Origin of the sequence: Acidovorax sp. LjRoot66 (assembly GCF_964253305.1) — a bacterium.
In the GTDB taxonomy this organism is placed as follows: Bacteria; Pseudomonadota; Gammaproteobacteria; order Burkholderiales; family Burkholderiaceae_C; genus Acidovorax.
On record NZ_CAXUQU020000001.1, the window covers coordinates 5,751,995 to 5,770,070 of the forward strand.

General features: G+C 68.3%; 13 protein-coding genes. 10 read left to right on the top strand and 3 right to left on the bottom strand.

Features of this window, described 5'->3' with window-relative positions:
- Positions 1-125: 125 nt before the first annotated feature.
- A complete protein-coding gene (locus ACSQ3Y_RS26970; protein ID WP_436179421.1) occupies positions 126-1,337 on the top strand; it encodes a D-amino acid dehydrogenase in 1,212 nt (403 codons plus the stop codon).
- Positions 1,338-1,344: 7 nt separating this feature from the next.
- On the opposite strand, the gene ACSQ3Y_RS26975 is transcribed toward ACSQ3Y_RS26970, so the two are convergent.
- Entirely contained in the window at positions 1,345-2,274 is a 930-nt protein-coding gene (locus ACSQ3Y_RS26975) for a LysR substrate-binding domain-containing protein (RefSeq protein WP_436179422.1), read from the bottom strand.
- A 41-nt stretch (positions 2,275-2,315) separates the two neighbouring features.
- Positions 2,316-5,138, bottom strand: a complete 2,823-nt coding sequence (polA, locus tag ACSQ3Y_RS26980; RefSeq protein ID WP_436179423.1) for a DNA polymerase I — start codon at positions 5,136-5,138, stop codon at positions 2,316-2,318.
- A gap of 65 nt (positions 5,139-5,203) precedes the next feature.
- On the opposite strand from polA, the gene ACSQ3Y_RS26985 reads away from it, so the two are divergent.
- The 4 genes from ACSQ3Y_RS26985 (at position 5,204) to ACSQ3Y_RS27000 (ending at position 8,407) form a co-directional block, all read left to right on the top strand.
- Entirely contained in the window at positions 5,204-5,563 is a 360-nt protein-coding gene (locus tag ACSQ3Y_RS26985; RefSeq protein WP_436179424.1) for a hypothetical protein, read from the top strand.
- A 93-nt stretch (positions 5,564-5,656) separates the two neighbouring features.
- Positions 5,657-6,610 carry a homoserine kinase gene (locus ACSQ3Y_RS26990; RefSeq protein ID WP_436179425.1) on the top strand — a complete coding sequence of 318 codons (954 nt, stop codon included), beginning with the start codon at positions 5,657-5,659 and terminating at the stop codon, positions 6,608-6,610.
- A gap of 188 nt (positions 6,611-6,798) precedes the next feature.
- Positions 6,799-7,632: a BPSS1780 family membrane protein gene (locus ACSQ3Y_RS26995; RefSeq protein WP_436179426.1), complete on the top strand. Its 834-nt coding sequence runs from the start codon at positions 6,799-6,801 to the stop codon at positions 7,630-7,632.
- Positions 7,595-8,407: an iron dicitrate transport regulator FecR gene (locus ACSQ3Y_RS27000; protein WP_436179427.1), complete on the top strand. Its 813-nt coding sequence runs from the start codon at positions 7,595-7,597 to the stop codon at positions 8,405-8,407. Before ACSQ3Y_RS26995 ends, ACSQ3Y_RS27000 begins: the two co-directional genes overlap by 38 nt.
- Positions 8,408-8,514: 107 nt before the next feature.
- Here ACSQ3Y_RS27000 and ACSQ3Y_RS27005 read toward each other — a convergent pair whose 3' ends face one another.
- Positions 8,515-10,545 carry a PhoX family protein gene (locus tag ACSQ3Y_RS27005; RefSeq protein WP_436179428.1) on the bottom strand — a complete coding sequence of 677 codons (2,031 nt, stop codon included), beginning with the start codon at positions 10,543-10,545 and terminating at the stop codon, positions 8,515-8,517.
- 301 nt (positions 10,546-10,846) lie between these two features.
- Here ACSQ3Y_RS27005 and ACSQ3Y_RS27010 point away from each other — a divergent pair, with 301 nt between their 5' ends.
- The 5 genes from ACSQ3Y_RS27010 to ACSQ3Y_RS27030 all read left to right on the top strand — a co-directional run bounded on the left by ACSQ3Y_RS27010 (position 10,847) and on the right by ACSQ3Y_RS27030 (position 18,061).
- The gene (locus tag ACSQ3Y_RS27010; RefSeq protein ID WP_436179429.1) at positions 10,847-12,793 is read left to right on the top strand and encodes a PhoX family protein; all 1,947 of its coding nucleotides are present in this window, start codon (positions 10,847-10,849) and stop codon (positions 12,791-12,793) included.
- A gap of 351 nt (positions 12,794-13,144) precedes the next feature.
- Entirely contained in the window at positions 13,145-14,347 is a 1,203-nt protein-coding gene (locus ACSQ3Y_RS27015) for an imelysin family protein (RefSeq protein WP_436179430.1), read from the top strand.
- A gap of 30 nt (positions 14,348-14,377) precedes the next feature.
- On the top strand, positions 14,378-15,844 hold the full coding sequence (locus ACSQ3Y_RS27020) for a di-heme oxidoredictase family protein (protein WP_436179431.1): 1,467 nt from the start codon (positions 14,378-14,380) through the stop codon (positions 15,842-15,844).
- Entirely contained in the window at positions 15,841-16,938 is a 1,098-nt protein-coding gene (locus ACSQ3Y_RS27025) for an imelysin family protein (RefSeq protein ID WP_436179432.1), read from the top strand. The genes ACSQ3Y_RS27020 and ACSQ3Y_RS27025 overlap by 4 nt, the downstream gene beginning before the upstream one ends.
- A 1-nt stretch (position 16,939) precedes the next feature.
- Complete coding sequence (locus ACSQ3Y_RS27030) at positions 16,940-18,061, top strand: DUF1513 domain-containing protein (protein WP_436179433.1); 1,122 nt, start codon at positions 16,940-16,942, stop codon at positions 18,059-18,061.
- Positions 18,062-18,076: the final 15 nt, after the last annotated feature.

The following is an 18,076-nucleotide window of genomic DNA, read 5'->3' on the forward strand; positions in this document are numbered from 1 at the left end:
AAAGTTATGCCTGGGGCATACCCACCCCATAACCTGCCGTCATGGCCCCCGCGTGCATCGGCATTGTTCAAACCCGGCGCCGGCTTCTAAAGTGGCCGCCAGAGCAACCAACCAAAGCAAAGAGCATGCAGGTATGTGTATTGGGCGCGGGCATCGTGGGGCTGGCCACCGCGTACGCGCTGCGCCAGCGCGGCATGGAGGTCACCGTGATCGACCGGGGCGCACCCGGTGAAGGGGCCAGTGGCGGCAATGGCGCGCAGCTGAGCTACAGCTATGTACAACCCCTGGCCGACGCAGGCATCTGGCGGCAACTGCCCAGTCTGCTGTTCTCGGCCGACTCCCCCCTGTCCGTGCGCCCGCAGTGGGACCTGCACCAGTGGCGCTGGGGTCTGCAGTTCCTGGCGGCCTGCAACCGCACCACCTCGGCGCGCAGCACGGCCGAGCTGCTGGGCCTGGCTGCGCTGAGCCGGGAGCGCTTTGACGCCATGCTGCAGGCCGAACGGCTGGAATGCGATTTCTCGGCCACCGGCAAGCTGGTGCTCTACGGCACAGCCGATGCGTTTGGCGCAGCGCGGCGGCAGATGGAACTGCAGCGCGCCTTCGGCAGCGTGCAGGAAGCCGTGGATGCCGCACGCTGCGTGGCGCTGGAACCGGCCCTGGCCCACTACCAGGGCCGGATCGCTGGCGCCATCTACACCCAGAGCGAATGCGCGGCCGATTGCCTCCAGGTATGCCAGGGCCTGCAGACCCTGCTGGCCGGGCGCGGCGTGCGATTTTTGCTGGGGACCGAAATCCAGGGCTTTGCCACCGGGCAGGGCCGCATCCGGGCGGTGCGCACCAGTCTGGGGAATGTGGAGGCCGACCACTTCGTGCTGGCCCTGGGCAGCGCCAGCCATGGCGTGGCGCGCACGCTGGGCATGCGCCTGCCCGTCTACCCGCTCAAGGGCTACAGCATCACGCTCGACGCCAGCGATGCCCCGGGGGCTGCGCCGCATGTGAGCGTGACCGACGCGGCGCGCAAGGTGGTGTTCGCGCGCATCGGCCAGCGCCTGCGCGTGGCGGGCATGGCCGAGCTGGTGGGGCACGACACGCGCATACCGCCCGAGCGCATAGCGAGCCTGTGCAATGCCGCACGTGCCGTGTTTCCGCACTGCAGCGACTTCGAGGCGACACGGCCCTGGACCGGCATGCGCCCTGCCACGCCCACAGGGTTGCCCGTGGTCGGCCGCCGCGCGAGCGCGCCGGGCAACCTGGTGCTCAACACCGGGCATGGTGCACTGGGCTTCACGCTGGCCTTCGGTACGGCGGCACGGGTGGCGGATCTGCTCGCGCGCTGACACCCCTTCAAGGCGCGGGGCTGGGCAGCCCCACGCCGCCCATGGTCTCGGCCACGGCCTGGCGCATGCAGGCGGTCATGGCGCTGGCCAGCAGCGAGGCCGGGCGGTCGACGGTGCGCAGCGACTGGATGGGCACGGGAATGTGCGGCGCCAGCGCCAGCACGTCCACCTGGCTGCGGTCGGCCGAGGCGGCCGTGCAGGCATCCACCAGCGCCACCGCATGGCCATGGCGCGCCAGCGCCAGCGCGGCGTGGTAGGTCTGCACCGTGATGGCCGTGCGCAGCCCTACGCCCGCTTCGCGGCAGGCATGGCTGACCACGGTGCCGATGGGGTCGCGCACGTCCAGGCGCACCACCGGCGTGTCGGCCAGGTCGGTGAGGTGCACGGTGCCCGAGCGCACCAGCGCGGGGTCCAGCATGCCCTTGGGCGCCACGCAGACCATGTAGCCATCGGCAATGTGCTCCTGGCTCAGCGAGGGGTGGGCGATGGAACTGAAGACGAAGCCCACGTCCGCCTCCTGCAGCACCAGGGCCGAGACGATCTGCGGCGAGTGCAGCGCCTCGATGGTGATGCCCACGTCCGGATGCTGCGCGCGAAAGCTGCGCAGCGCGCGCGGCAACACCTCGTAGCTCAGTGCCAGCACGCTCAGGATGTGCAGCTCGCCCTCGCGCCCGTCGCCCTTGAGGCTGGCGGCCAGGCGCTGCACGTCGTCAAGCTGGGTGAACAGGCGCTCGATGTGCGGGTACAGGGTCTGCGCCTCGGTGGTGGGCACCAAGCGGCCCTTGAGCCGGTGGAACAGCGCGAACCCGAGCTGCAGCTCCGCATGGGCGAGGATGCGGCTCACCGCCGGCTGGCTGACGTTGATGAGCCGTGCGGCGGCGCTCACGCTGCCGGTGAGCATCACGGCGTTGAAGACTTCAATGTGGCGAAGGCGCATGCCTTTTTACCTTGCAATGAACGCGCCAGCGCCGCGGCTTTTCAATGTGCCTTGTCCCAGTTCGGGCCCACGCCCACCTCGGCCAGCAGCGGGACCTTGAGCGCCGCCACCTCGGCCATCAGGCGCGGAATGTGGCTGCGCACCCAGTCCACCTCGCCCTCGGGCAGCTCGAACACCAGTTCGTCGTGCACCTGCATGATCATCTTGATGCCGGGCTTGTGCGCGTCCAGCTCCTTCTGCACGGCGACCATGGCCAGCTTGATCAGGTCGGCCGCCGTGCCCTGCATGGGGGCGTTGATGGCCGCGCGCTCGGCGCCGCTGCGGCGCGGGCCGTTGGGCGAATTGATCTCGGGCAGGTACAGGCGCCGGCCGAACACCGTCTCCACATAGCCCATGGACTTGGCGGCGGCCTTGGTCTCGTCCATGTACTGCTTGACGCCGGGGTAGCGCTGGAAATACTTGTCGATGTAGGCGGCTGCGGCCTTGGTTTCGATGCCGAGGTTCTTGGCCAGCCCAAAGCTGCTCATGCCGTAGATGAGCCCGAAGTTGATGACCTTGGCATAGCGGCGCTGCTCGCTCGTGACCTGGCCCACCTCCACGCCGAACACTTCGGCGGCGGTGGCGCGGTGCACGTCCAGGCCGGCATGGAAGGCATGCAGCAGCGAGTGGTCGCCGCTGATGTGGGCCATGATGCGCAGCTCGATCTGCGAGTAGTCGGCGCTGGCGATCACGCTGCCTGCAGGCGCCACGAAGGCCTCGCGCACACGCCGGCCTTCGGGCGTGCGGATGGGGATGTTCTGCAGGTTCGGGTCGTTGCTCGACAGCCGCCCGGTGACGGCCACGGCCTGCGCATAGTGGGTGTGCACGCGGCCCGTGCGCGGCAACGCCAGCTGCGCCAGCTTGTCGGTGTAGGTGCCCTTGAGCTTGACCAGGCCCCGGTGCTCCAGCAGCTTGGCGGGCAGCGGGTAGTCCTCGGCCAGCTTTTCGAGCACCTCTTCGTCGGTGCTGCGCGCGCCGGTGGCGGTCTTCTTGACCACCGGCATGCCCAGCTTGTCGAAGAAGATCTCGCCGAGCTGCTTGGGGCTGCTCAGGTTGAAGGGCTGGCCCGCGATCTCGTAGGCCTCGGTTTCGAGTTGCACGATGCGCTGGCCCAGCTCGTGGCTCTGGTTGGCCAGCGTGGGCGCGTCGATCAGCACGCCGTTGCACTCGATGCGGTACAGGGCCTCGCTGCTGGCCATTTCCAGCTCATAGATGAAGCGCAGCTTGTCGTTGGCTTCGAGCAGGGGCCACAGGGCCTTGTGCACGTCCAGGGTCTGGTCGGAGTCTTCGCACGAGTATTCGGCGGCCTTGGCCACGTCGACCTGGGCAAACGGGATCTGGTGCGCGCCCTTGCCGCACAGGTCTTCGTAGCTGATGCCGCTGCGCCCCAGGTGGCGGTCGGCCAGGCTGGCCAGGCCATGGGGCTTGTGCACTTCGAGCACATAGCTTTGCAGCATGGTGTCGTGCGCGTAGCCCTGCACCTCGATGCCGTGGTTGGCGAACACATGGCGGTCGTACTTGATGTGCTGGCCCAGCTTCAGGTGGCGCGGATCCTGCAGCCAGGGCTTGAGGCGCGCCAGCACCTCGTCGAAGGGCAACTGCACCGGCGCGTCGGGCCCTTCATGGCGCAACGGGATGTAGGCGGCCGCCCCCGGCTCCACACTGAAGCTGATGCCCACGATTTCGGCACGCATCTCGTCGAGCGAAGTGGTCTCGGTGTCCAGCGCCGTCAGGGGCGCCACGTGCAGGGTGGCCAGCCAGCGGTCGAACTGGTCCCAGGTCAGGATGGTTTCGTAGCGCTCGTTGCGGGCCGGCTTCTCCGCAGCGGCCGGGGTCCCCTCTGCGCCCTCCGCAGGCTCGGCGAACAGGTCGGCGGTGTCGGTATCGCCACCGGCTTTCTTGCGGGCAGCGGGCGTGGGCTCGGCGGCAGGCTCGGCGGCGGCCCCCCCGAGGGCGCGCGCCAGGCCCTTGAAGCCGTATTTCTCGTAGAACTCGCGCAGGCCTTCGACCTGCTGCTCGCCGATCACGATGGCATCGAGCGCGGGCAGGCCCACGATGTGCTCGACCAGGTCGCAATCGGTGCGGATGGTCACCAGCTTGCGCCCGGTGGGCAGCCAGTCGAGTGTGTTGCGCAGGTTTTCGCCGGCCACGCCCTTGATCTCGTGGGCCCGGGCCACCAGTTCGGTCAGCGAACCGTATTCCATCAACCACTTGGCAGCGGTCTTGGGGCCTACCTTGGGCACGCCGGGCACGTTGTCCACGGTGTCGCCCACCAGGGTCTGAAAGTCCACCATCAGGTGCGGGGGCACGCCGAACTCGGCGGTCACGCCGGCCACGTCGCGGCGCTTGCCGTTCATGGTGTCGATGATGGTGATGTGCTCGTCCACCAGCTGCGACAGGTCCTTGTCGCCGCTGGAGACCACCACGTCGATGCCCTGGGCGGCGGCGGTCACGGCCAGCGTGCCGATCACGTCATCGGCCTCCACGCCCGGAATCGCCAGCACCGTCCAGCCCAGCATGCGCACTACGTCGTGGATGGGATCGATCTGCGAGCGCAGGTCGTCGGGCATGGGCGCGCGCTGCGCCTTGTACTCGGGGTAGATCTCGTCGCGGAAGGTGGGGCCGCTGGCGTCGAAGATGCAGGCGGCATAGTCAGCATGCACCTCCTTGCGCAGGGCCTGCATCATGTTGATCATGCCGCGGATGGCGCCCGTGGCCGCGCTCGTGGAGTCGCCCGGCACGGCCCGCAGGTCGGGCATGGCATGGTAGGCACGGTACAGGTAGCTGGAGCCGTCCACCAGCACCAGGGTCTTTTTATTGCTCATGGGGGCAATTGTGCACGGCCAGAGGCCGCGCACCACCGCCGCCCGGCGCGCTCTACAATGGACGCATGCGCGCTGCCCACCTCTCCCTGCTGCTGGCCCTGGCCTGCGGCCCCGTACTGGCCCAGACCCCTGGCCAGAATGCCCCTGCGGGCGCTCCCAAACAGGGCGAAGCGCTCTCCACGCCCGAGTCCCTGTCCGGGCGCGGCAACCAGCGCACCGAACGCATCCAGATCGAGGACGCTGGAAGCCGCGTCGACGAGGTGCGCGTGGGCGGCCAGACGCAGAGCATCAGCGTGCAGCCCAAGACCGGCAACATGCCCAGCTACGAAGTGCAGTCGCCCGACGGCGCACGTGGCCGCACCGGCGCCCTCAACGGTGCCGAGACCAATACCGGCCCCCGGGTCTGGAACGTCCTGAAGTTCTGACCCCGGGCAGGCGGCCGCTGCGCCGCTGGCGCACGGAAATATCCTGCCCCTGCCTGTTTCTGACCCGCATTTTTCGCATTCCCAAGCTGAGCGATGGCCGTTTTCACTGAAGTCTCCAATGAAGAGGCGCGCAAGCTGCTGCGCCACCTGAACCTCGGCGAGCTGGTCGCGCTGCGCGGCATCGAAGGCGGCATCGAGAACACCAACTATTTCCTCACCAGCGACCAGGGCGAGTTCGTTCTGACGCTGTTCGAGCGCCTGACGGCCGAGCAGCTGCCGTTCTACCTGCACCTGATGAAGCACCTGGCACACGGCGGCGTGCCCGTGCCCGACCCGCGCGCTGACGCCAACGGCGACATCCTGCACAGCATGTGCGGCAAGCCAGCCGCCGTGGTCAGCAAGCTGCGCGGCAAAAGCCAGCTGGCCCCCGGCCCGGTGCACTGCGCCGCCGTGGGCACCATGCTGGCGCGCATGCACCTGGCGGGGCGCGGCTACGACCGCCACCAGCCCAACCTGCGCGGCCTGCCGTGGTGGAACGAGACCGTGCCCGTGGTGCTGCCGCACCTCGACCCCGGGCAGGCAGCCCTGCTGCGCTCGGAGCTGGCTTACCAGAACCATGTGGCGGCCTCCTCGGCCTACACGGCGCTGCCCACCGGGCCGGTGCATGCCGACCTGTTTCGCGACAACGTGATGTTCGATGGCGAGGAGCTCACGGGCTTCTTCGACTTCTACTTTGCCGGCATCGATACCTGGCTGTTCGACCTGGCCGTGTGCCTGAACGACTGGTGCATCGACCTGCCCACCGGCACGCACGACGCCGAGCGCGCCCGGCGCATGCTGAACGCTTACCAGGCCGTGCGCCCGCTCACGGCCGCAGAGCGCGAACTGCTGCCGGCCCTGCTGCGTGCCGGTGCCCTGCGCTTCTGGATCTCGCGGCTGTGGGATTTTTACCTGCCGCGCGAGGCCTCCATGCTGACCCCGCACGACCCGACCCATTTCGAGCGCGTGCTGCGCGGGCGCATTGCGCTGCCGGTGCACGCGGACTGAGCGGTTCTGCGCAGAAACAGGGCCTCTGAACGCGGATTCCGCGAGGAATGTCACGCCCTGGCGCCTTTTGCATGCCCCCATGCCACCCCGGCCATGGTGCGCTGGGGTAAATTCGGCGCAATCTCCCCCTCTTGCCTCCAGCCCGACCTGACGGCGCGGGCCGTTTTCCTGATCCGCCCTTCGCACCCATGAAACTCAACATCGTTCCCGCCCGCACCGGCATCGCCTGGGTCAAGCTTGGCATCCGGTCGTTCTGGCGCCAACCCATGGCACTGGCGGCGTTGTTCTTCATGACCATGGCCGCCATGTCGCTGGCCAGCCTGGTGCCGCTGGTGGGCCCGGCGATTGCGCTGGCCCTGCTGCCCTCGGCCACGCTGGCCATGATGGTGGCGTCGGCAGAAACCACCATGGGGCGCTTTCCCACGCCCGCCGTGCTGCTGGTGGCCTTTCGCACCGGCCAGCAGCGCCTGCGCGACATGCTGGTGCTGGGCGCCCTGTACGCCGTGGGCTTCCTGTCCATCATGGGCTTGTCGGCACTGATCGACGGCGGCCAGTTTGCCAGCGTCTACCTGGGCGGCACGCCGCTCAAGCGCGAGATCGCTGAAAGCGGCACGTTCCAGGCCGCCATGTGGCTGTCGATGCTGCTGTACCTTCCCCTGTCGCTGACCTTCTGGCACGCGCCGGGGCTGGTGCACTGGCATGGCGTCCCTCCCGTGAAGGCCCTGTTCTTCAGCCTGGTGGCCTGCGTGCGCAACTTCGGTGCCTTCTTCGTGTTCGGCCTGGGCTGGATGGGCATCTTCCTGATGGCCGGCGTGGTGGCGGCCCTTGCATCGGGCCTCATTGCCCTGGCAGGGCTTGGCACAGCCGCCAGTGGCATCATGGTCGGCACAGCCATGATGCTGGCAGCGATGTTCTTCACCTCCATCGTGTTCACGTTCCGCGACTGCTTCGAACCGCCCGCCAAACCTTCATCGGAAGAATCCCATGACGAACAGCCAGCACCAGCTCCAGGGCCGCACTGAGGACGAAGTCGTCTGGTACCAGAGGCGCAGCCTGCTGCAGGCGGCCGCCGCCTGGACGGCCGCTGGCGGGTTCACTGCGGCGCACGCGCAGCAAGGCCGCAACGTGGTGGAAATGCGCGGCGATGTGCGCCGCAACGGCCAGGCACTGGCAGCGGGCGAAGGCATCGCCCCCGGCGACCGGATCGAGACCGGGCCAGGCGCGAGCGTGGTCTTCACCGTGGGCAAGGACGCCTTCATGGTGCGCCAGAACACCCGCATCGGGCTCGAAGGCGATACCCCCATGGCAGTGAAGGTGCTGCGCCTGCTGACGGGCGCGGTGGCCAGCGTCTGGGGGCGCGGCAGCGAGCGCCAGGTGGTCATGCCCACGGCCACGGCCGGCATCCGCGGCACGGGGGTGTATGCCGAGGTGTTCCCTGAACAGGATTTTCGCAGCTATTTCTGCAACTGCTACGGTACGGTGGACATTGCGGCCGGGGGCGAATCCGTCGTCAGCCAGGCCTCCTACCACCAGGCCTTCTGGGCCGAGGTGGCGCCGCGCAACGGCCGCATGCTGACGCCAGCCGGCGCCATCAACCACACGGACGAGGAACTGGAGTTCCTGGCCCGTCTCGTGGACCAGCGCACGGCCTGGCAGATCGCCGGGCGCAAGGGCAGCAAGGATGGCGGCGGCCAGATCACCTACCCTGCAGCACCTGGCGGCAGCGGCGGTTCCGCACCGGCCTCCGGGCCCACGTCGCGCGCACGGCCACCGTCGCCGTACGGCTCCGACTACTGACCCCTTGCGACCCGTTGGCGCGCCTGCTGCCGCGCAGGTACCCATGAAAAAAGGCTGCCACGCCTGCGCGTGACAGCCTGCAAGGGCTTACTGCAAAAAGCGCCCCGTCACACCCCGATGGGGCCGCCGTCCGCCTTCTGGATGACCACCGTGGAAGAGCGGGGACGCACGGTGCCCGAGGCAGCCACCGTGGCGTCGTTCGTGCCGTAGGCCGGCCAGTTCACCGGGTGCTGGATGTTCAGGAAGATGGTCCTGTAGTCCGGCGTGAACGCGAAGCCCGTGATTTCGGCTTCGTTCGGGCCCACGAAGAAACGGCGCAGGTCGCCCTGGTTCTGGGCGTTGATGACCGGGCCGGTACCCTTGCTGTCCGTGGTCATGGCACCGGGGATCACGGCCAGCATCTGGTCGTTGGTGGAGCGCGCCACCGCATTGTTGCGGCCGCCGTCGATGCCGTTGTCGGTCTGGATCCACAGGATGCCGCGGTCATCGAAGGCCAGGCCGTCGGGGCTGGCCAGCTGGTTCAGCGCGGTGAGGCCCGAGCGGTTGGTGTCTGCTGCAGCACCGGCCTCGGAGCCGAACACGAAGATCTCCCACTTGAACGTATTGGCACCCGGGGTGTCGTGCCAGCGCACGATGTGGCCGTTGGCGTTGTTCAGGCGTGGATTGGGCGCATTCGTGCCCGTGGTGGCATTGCGGCTGGTGTTGTTGGTCAGCGTCACGTACACATCACCGTTGGAGGGGTGCACGGCCGTCCACTCGGGGCGGTCCATGGGGGTGGCGCCCACGAAGTCGGCTGCGGCGCGGGTGTTGATCAGGATCTCGTCGATCGTCTTGTACTTGTCGCCCAGCCTGGTACCGTCCTTGCCCACGCTGGCCAGCGTCAGCGGCAGCCAGGTGCCGCTGCCGTCTTCGCCAAAGCGCGCAACGTAGAGCGTGCCCTTGTCCAGGTACTTGGCGCCCACGGCCAGGCGGTCACTACGGCGTGCATCGGCCGCATCCCAGTTCGCGTCCGACACGAAGCGGTAGATGTACTCGAAGCGCGAGTCGTCACCGCTGTAGAAGGCCAGCGGCTTGCCTGCTTCGGGCTTGCCGTAGGCTGCGCCTTCGTGCGCGAAGCGGCCCATGGCCGTGCGCTTGGTGGCCACGCTGGCGGGGTCGTAGGGGTCGATCTCGACCAGGTAGCCAAAGCCGTTGACCTCGTTGCGCCAGTCGTTCAGTGCGCTGGTGCCGCTGGGGGTGACGTTGAAGCGGGCGAACTCGCCTTGCACTTCGGTGGCGTCTCCGGCGGCGGTTTCCCACTTGTAGCGGCCGGCGGCCGTGGGCACGCCCACGCGCACCTGGTGCGCTGGCTGGCTCGACGCATTGGTGTTGACGAAGCAGGCCGCCCAGTTTTCCTCGGCGGTGATGTAGGTGCCCCAGGGCGTGGTGCCGTTGCCGCAGTTGTTGTTGGTGCCGCGCACCGTGGTGCCCGTGGGCGAGTACGGCGTCTTGACCCAGTCGGTGCCGCCGACCGGCCCGTTGATGGCCATGGGCGTGGCCGAGGTGAAGCGGCGGTTGTAGCGCGAGTTCTTCACGATGGCCCAGGCGCTGCCGGTCTTGCGGATGTGCATCACTGCCACGCCATGGGCGTTGACTTCCTTGCGCACTTCTTCGGCGGGGCGCTTGCTGTTCACCGTGGTGGGGCCTGCGGGGTGCAGCGCCTTCTCGTCGATGTACTCGTGGTTGACCACCAGCAGGCCTTCGCTGGAGCTGCCGTCGAGCGGGAAGTAGTGCATGCCGTCGTGGTGCATGCCGGTGGAGTTGAGCAGGTCCTTGGAGGTGTTCTTGCCGTCCTTGTCCCACTCGGCGGCGCTGTCGTTGAGCGGCGTGCCCCAGGCGCCCAGCACCTGGGCCACGTAGCCCGCAGGCACCACGCAGGCGTCGGTCATGGAATTGGCCAGCGAGCTGAAGCCCAGCTTCAGCGGCTCGTCGTCACTGCCGCCGCAGGCGGAAAGGCTGGTGCCGGTCAGCAACGCCAGCGCTGCGCTCAGGCCGCCGCGCGTGACGGTGCGGCGTGACAGGTGGACGTCCAGGATGGCACTGAAGGGGGTGTTGCCAGCGTCGTTGCGAACAACCTTGTCAGAAATAGTCTTGCTCATGAGAACCGCACTCCTCTAGGTATTGATAAGTCATGGGAGTCGGCAGTCTAGGAATCGCATATGACCGATCTGTGACGCAAGAGCACTCGGCTCGCAGGGCGATTCGAGGGCGTGGCCGGCAGCCCGCCACAGCACCGTCAAATGCCTGTCACACAGTGTTCTTAGCATCCAGCACCAAGAGAGCGGCCCGGTGCCCTGCCATGCCTGCATGGCGAGCACCCGGTGCCCTGCCATGCCTGCATGGCGAGCGCTGACCTCTCTTCATAAAACCCATATAACAAACCACGGAAGCTGCAATCCAATGACCTCTGCGTCCATCCCTTCGCGCCGCCAGGCCCTCCAATTCCTGGCCGGCATCCCCCTGCTTCCGCTGGGCACGGGCGGCATCGCTGCCTCGCTGCTGACCGCCTGCGGCGGTGGCGATGATGGCGCGTCCTATGTGTCCACCGCGTTCACTTCGATGGCCGCGCCCACGCTGGCCAACCCTGCGGCGATGGCCACGAACACCGTGGGCTCGACCATGCAGGTCACGCTGAGCGACGGCTCGGTGCAAAGCTACGCACTGGCCTACCAGCCCTTCTTCATCACCGGTGACTCGGTGCCCAACGTCAAGGGCGGCCAGATCCTGGCCGGCAGCTACTTCGACATCAACAACCAGCCCATCATCGACACCACGGTGCCCGGCAAGGACCGCCAGTTCTTCTCCGACGCTCCGGATGGCACCTCGCTGCTGACCGTGCCCAATGCCAAGGTCGACGGCGTCAAGGGCAACCACGTGTTCGCCGTGGTGCAGTTCGAATACACCACCTGGGCCCAGGACGGCAAGACCGACATGTACGGCAAGCTGCCCTCCCCCATCGCCGTGCTCACGCTGGACCAGGACCCGAACACCGGCAAACTGAGCCTGGTGAAGTACCACAACGTCGACACCTCCAAGGTGCATGGCCTGTGGATCACCTGCGGCGCCAGCCTGTCGCCCTGGGGCACCCACCTGTCGAGCGAAGAGTACGAACCCGACGCGTTCACCATCGCCAGCAACACCCAGTTCCAGGCCTACGCCAAGAACCTCTACGGCGACGCGAGCCGCGCCAACCCCTACCACTACGGCCACATGCCCGAAGTGACGGTGAACGCCGACGGCACCGCCAGCATCAAGAAGCATTTCTGCATGGGCCGCATCTCGCACGAGCTGGTGCAGGTCATGCCCGACCAGCGCACCGCGCTGATGGGTGACGACGCCACCAACAGCGCCTACTTCGTGTTCGTCGCCGACAAGGAAAAGGACCTGTCCTCCGGCACGCTGTACGCCGCCAAGGTCGGCGCCGGCTTCACCGTCGACGCCAAGGCCACGGCCGGTGCACCGCTGACCTGGATCAAGCTCGGCTCCGCCAACAGCGCCGAGATCGAGGCCCTGGCCAACACGCTCAAGCCCACCGACATCATGACCGTGGCCACGGCCAACCCGAGCGACGCCAGCTACACCCGCATCGTGTCCAATGGCAAGGAAGAGTGGATCAAGCTCAAGCCCGGCATGGAAAAGGCCGCCGCCTTCCTCGAGACCCACCGCTACGCCGCCTTCGTGGGCGCGAGCATGGGCTTCACCAAGATGGAAGGCACCACCGTCAACGCCAAGGACAAGATCGCCTACTCGGCCCTGCAGAACGTGCAGACCTCGATGGTGGCCGGCAACGCCCTGAACGTGGCGGGCAACGGCGTGTCCGTGCCCAAGGCCATCAACGCCGGGGCCGTGATGGCCCTGAACCTGCGTGGCGGCCAGAAGGACACGGCCGGTGCCAACATCAACAGCGAGTGGATGCCCGTGGACACCAAGGCGCTGCTGGTCGGCGAAGACATCGCCTCCGACGCCCTGGGCAATACCGCCAACCCCAACACCATCGGCAACCCCGACAACCTCAAGTTCTCGGAGAAGATGCGCACCCTGTTCATCGGCGAAGACAGCGGCCAGCACGTGAACAACTTCCTGTGGGCGTACAACATCGACACCAAGCAGCTGTCGCGCCTGATGTCCATCCCCGCGGGCGGCGAATCCACCGGCCTGCATGCCGTGGACGAAATCAACGGCTGGACCTACATCATGAGCAACTTCCAGCACGCCGGTGACTGGGGTGCGATCCACAGCGTGGTCAAGCCCACGCTGGATCCGCTGATCATCGCCAACTACAAGAACAAGGCCGGCGCGGCCGTGGGTTACCTCACCGCATCGCCCAAGCAGCCACGCCTGGGCTGATACAGACGGTTCGAACGCTGCGCGGGCGCGCAGCCGGGGCGGGGTCCTGCAGCGATGCGGGACCCCGCCCTTTTCACTGGCGCCGCCCCACGGGCCATGGCTGCGCCTTGCAGGCGGCTGCAATGCCCTTTGCAGGACAATGCAAATAAATCCCATTCCTATAATCGCGGTGGTCGAGGAATTCCCGCGCATGCGGTGCGGCTGCCGGCAAACCGCTGCGGCAGCAGATCCCTCGCATACGGGCCTTGCCCTTCGACACCCGCCAGACTGCCGGGCCTTGCGCGCCCATCGGGCCAGGGACTCCTGGCCGGTCTGCCTTGTCATCATCTTCGTTGTTTCAGGAGAGAACGCATGAAAACCAAGCTACTGCACACCACCACCCTTGCTGCGGCACTGCTCGCCGCCAGCCCCCTGGGCTTCATGGGTGTGGCGCAGGCACAGGGCACGGCCGCCCAGGCCCAGCAGGCCGTGACCGCCGCCTCGGTGGCTGCGCAGTACGCCACGCTGGTGCATGCCAACTACGAAGACACGCTGGCCAGTGCCAAGGCCATGCAGGCAGCGATCAAGGCCTTCACGGCCCAGCCATCGGCCGAGACTCTGGCCGAAGCCCGCAAGACCTGGCTGGCCGCGCGCGAGTTCTATGGACAGACGGAGGCCTTTCGTTTCTACGGCGGCCCCATCGACGACGACAAGGGCCCCGAAGGCCAGATCAACGCCTGGCCCATGGACGAATCGTATGTGGACAGCGTGGAAGGCAAACCCAAGGCCGGCCTGATCAACAACCGCAAGATCGCCATCACCAAGAAGGCGCTGGCGGCGCAGAACGAGCGCGGCGGCGAAGAGAACATCGCCACCGGCTGGCACGCCATCGAGTTCCTGCTGTGGGGCCAGGACCTTTCGGAAACCGGCCCCGGCAACCGCAATTTCGAGGACTTCGTGGACGGCAAGAAGCCCAACGCCGACCGCCGCCGCCAGTACCTCACGGTGGTGACCGAACTGCTGGTCGACGACCTGGGCTTCCTCGTGAAGTCCTGGGCACCCGATGCCAAGTCCAACTACCGCGCAAAGTTCGCCAAGGGCAACATGGAGTCGGTGCGCAAGATGCTGGTGGGCCTGGGCTCGCTGTCGCGCGGCGAACTGGCGGGCGAGCGCCTGGAAGTGGCTCTGAACAGCCAGGACCAGGAGGACGAGCACTCGTGCTTTTCGGACAACACGCACCGCGATGCCGTGACCAATGCCAAGGGCATCCAGAACGTGTGGCTGGGCGAGTACCAGCGCGCCGATGGCAGCACGGTCAAGGGCGCATCGCTGCGCGACCTGGTCGCCGCCAGGAACCCGGCCCTGGCCGACAAGACCACCAAGCAGATCGCCGCCTCGGTGGCTGCGGCCGAAGCCATCCAGGCACCGTTCGACCGTGAGATCATCGGCGGCAAGGATGCACCGGGCCGCCAGCGCATCCAGAAGACCATCGACAGCCTGACCCAGCAAAGCAAGGACCTCGTGGAAGCCGCCAACGCCATCGGCATCACCAAGCTCACGCTGGTCCAACCCTGAGGCTCCCCGCCTGCGCTTTCCTTTCGTTCCATGTCGCTTTTGCAAGCCCCTGACCGCCGGCGCGCCACGCGCCTGGCGATTGCCAGCATCGGCCTTGCGGCCCTGGGCGGCCTCATGGCCGACACCCCCGCCGACCCACTCGGCGAGAAGGTCGGCGGCAACACCACGGTGTACGCCACGGGCCGCAATGCCTTTTCCTTCCCGGCCGCCAACCTCGATGACGCGGAGCGCACGCGCTTCGTGATCGGCAACTCGTTCTTCCGCCGCAACTGGGTCGAGGCACCCGCCTCCACCAAGGCGCGCGATGGCCTGGGCCCGCACTTCATCGCGCGCTCGTGCGGGGGCTGCCACGTGCAGGACGGCCGGGGTGAGCCGCCAGCCATCTTCAACCGCCTGGGCGAGACCAAGGACCCCACGGTGGCGCTGCTGATCCGCCTGTCCATCCCGGGTGCCGATGCCCATGGTGGCCCGAAGCATGACCCGGTGTACGGCGACCAGTTCAACAACGCGGGCGTGCAGGGCGTCAAGCCCGAGGGCCGCGTGACCCTGCGCTACAAGACCATCAAGGGCCAGTTCGCCGACGGCACGCGCTATGAGCTGCTCGACCCGAGCTACGGCTTTGCCGACCTGGGCTACGGCCCCATGGACGAGGGGATCATGCTCAGCCCGCGCATCGCGCCGCAGATCATCGGCGTGGGCCTGCTCGAAGCCATTGCCGAGGCCGACATCCTGGCCAACGCGGCGGACCAGGCGGCTGCGGCAGGCCCCATCAAGGGCGTGCCCAACCGGGTGTGGGATGCGCCCTCGGGCCAGATGATGCTGGGCCGCTTCGGCTGGAAGGGCAATGTCGCGACCATCGCGCACCAGACCGGTGGCGCCTTCCAGGGCGACATGGGCATCACCTCGAAGCACTTCGCCAACGAAACCTGCACCCCCACGCAGAAGGACTGCCTGGCCGCACCGAGCGGCAAGAGCGCTGCCGCGCAGGGCCAGCCGGGCGTGGAGATCGACGACAAGACCTTCGACGACGTGGTGTTCTACCAAGCCACGCTGGCACCACCCGCACGCCGCAACCCCAAGGACGCACAGGTCGTGCGCGGCCAGGCGCTGTTCGCCAATGCCCAGTGCGCCACCTGCCACCGGCCAAGCTATGTCACCAAGGAAGGCCCCTTCCCGCACCTGACGAGCAAGGCCCTGTCGGGCCAGCGCATCTGGCCGTATACCGACATGCTGCTGCACGACATGGGTGACCGCCTGGCCGACAACCGGCCCGACTTCGCCGCCAATGGCCGGCAGTGGAAGACCCCGCCGCTGTGGGGCACGGGCCTGATCAAGGACGTGAACGGCCACACCCGGCTGCTGCACGACGGCCGCGCCCGCGGCGTGCTCGAGGCCGTGCTGTGGCACGGCGGCGAGGCCGAGGCCGCCAAGGACAAGGTTCTCAAGATGAACAAGGCCGAGCGCGATGCGCTGGTCAAGTTCGTGGAGTCGCTATGAAACACCCCTCCCTTCGCGCACTGGTGACCGCCCTGGCCCTGGGCGCCCTGCTGCTGCCAGCGCAGGCCCAGACCGGCTGGAAGCGCGACGCCGTGCCGTTCTACGACACCACGCACGCGCTGCAAAGCCTGTACGGCCGCTGGGGCAAGCCGCGCGCGCAGGATCTGGCCACGGCCGCGCAGGCGCTGGCGCCGGCCGTGCGCGCGCTGTGCGAGGCACCGGCCGGCCAGTCGGCCACCGCCCTCGACGGTGCCCGCAGCGCCTGGCAGCGCAGCATGATGGCCTGGGAGACGCTGGGCGCCGTGGCCGTGGGCCCGGTGATCGCGCGCCGCACCCAGCGGCAGATGGACTTTGCCCCCACGCGCCCGGCCCTGATCGAACGCGCCATCAAGACCCAGCCGCAGGGCGCCAAGGCCTTCGAGCGCATCGGCACGCCCGCCAAGGGCCTGCCGGCACTGGAATGGCTGCTGTGGACGCAGCCCGTGGCCCCTGGGTCGGCCGCCTGCAGCTATGCGGTGGAGGTGGCACTGGACATCGAGCGCGAGGCCGTGGCCGTGGCCAGCGCCTTCGACACCGCCGCCGGCACCGACTGGGCGGCCGAGGACGAACAGGAGCGCTCCACTGCGGCCATGGGCGAGTTCATCAACCAGTGGGTGGGCGGCATCGAGCGCCTGCGCTGGGCGCACATGGAAAAGCCGCTGCGCGCAGCCCAGGGCACGCGCCCGCCCGAATACCCGCGCGCGGCCAGCGGCCAGGCTTCTGCCGCCTGGAAGGCCGAGTGGAACGCGCTGCGCACCCTGGCCGTGCTGCCGGAAAGCGCCGCCACCCCCACGCCCGGCGAGGCCCTGGTACCGCTGGAAACCTACCTGCGCGGCCGCGGCCTGAACCCGCTGGCCGACCAGTTGCTGGCCACCACGCAGCGTGTGGACAAGGCGCTGCAGGCCATCGACCAGTCCGGCGCCACCGGCAAGGCCGGTGGCGAACGGGTGCTGCAGGCGTCCAGGGAGCTGGCCGCGCTCAAGCGCCTGGCCGAGGCCGAGATCGCGCCCGCGCTGCAGGTGAGCATCGGCTTCTCGGACGCCGATGGAGATTGAGGTGAACGCCGCGCTGAGCCGCCGCGAGGCCTTGTGGTTGATGGGCGGCCTGGCGGCGATGCCGCTGGCAACCCACGCAGCCCCCGCCGCGGCGGCAGCCATGCAACTGCTGGCTGCCTGGCAGCAGGCCGATGGCAGCTACCGCATCGGCGTGCTGGCCGCACAGGCCGGCGGGCCTTCGCCCCTGCAGGTGCGCCAGGTGCTGGAAGTGCCCACGCGCGCTCACGGCCTGGCCCGCCTGCCCGATGGCAGCATGGTCGCCAGCGCGCGCCGCCCCGGCGACTGGCTGGTGCGCTGGCACCCGGGCCAGCCCGCCGACAAGGCGCAGTGGCACTGGGTGGATGCGACACGCTCGTTCAACGGCCATGTGATGGCCAGCGCCGATGGCCGCTATCTCTACACCACCGAGACCGACGTGGACACAGGCGCCAGCCTGGTGGCGCGGCGCGATGCGCGCAGCCTGGAAACCGTGGACGAGTGGGCCACGCACGGCATCGATGCACACGAGCTGATCTGGGCGCCCACGGCCCAGGGCGTCCCACCAGCGCTGATCGTGGCCAACGGCGGCGTGCCCACCGCCCCCGAAACCGGACGCACCAAGCGCGACCTGCACACCATGGATTCGAGCATCGTGCGGCTGCACGGCCAGAGCGGCGAGCTGCAGGGCCAGTGGCGCCTGCCCGATGCGCGCCTGAGTCTGCGCCACCTGGCCTGGAATGCCGAGCGCACGGTGCTGGGCATTGCCCTGCAGGCCGAGCACGCCAAGGCGGCGGACAAGGCGGCTGCGCCCATCCTCGCGCTCTTTGATGGCAAGGCCTTGCGCCTGTGCCCCGCCGGCCAGTCGATGGCAGGCTATGGCGGCAGCATCGCCAGCACCGCCGAGGGCTGGGCCGTGAGCTGCCCGCGCAGCCAGGGCGTGGCCACCTTCACGCCCGATGGCCAGTGGCGCGGCCTAGTGGGCCTGGAGGAAGTGTGCGCACTGGCGGTGGGCAGCGGCCGGCTGTGGGCCGCCGGTGTTTCGCATTCCCTGGAAGACGCTCGCTCCCCAAGCCCGCTCACGCACGCGCATGCCAAAGAACTGGCCGGCGCGCGCATGGACAACCACTGGGTTCATTTCGGCTGAGGTGGCAGAGGGCCT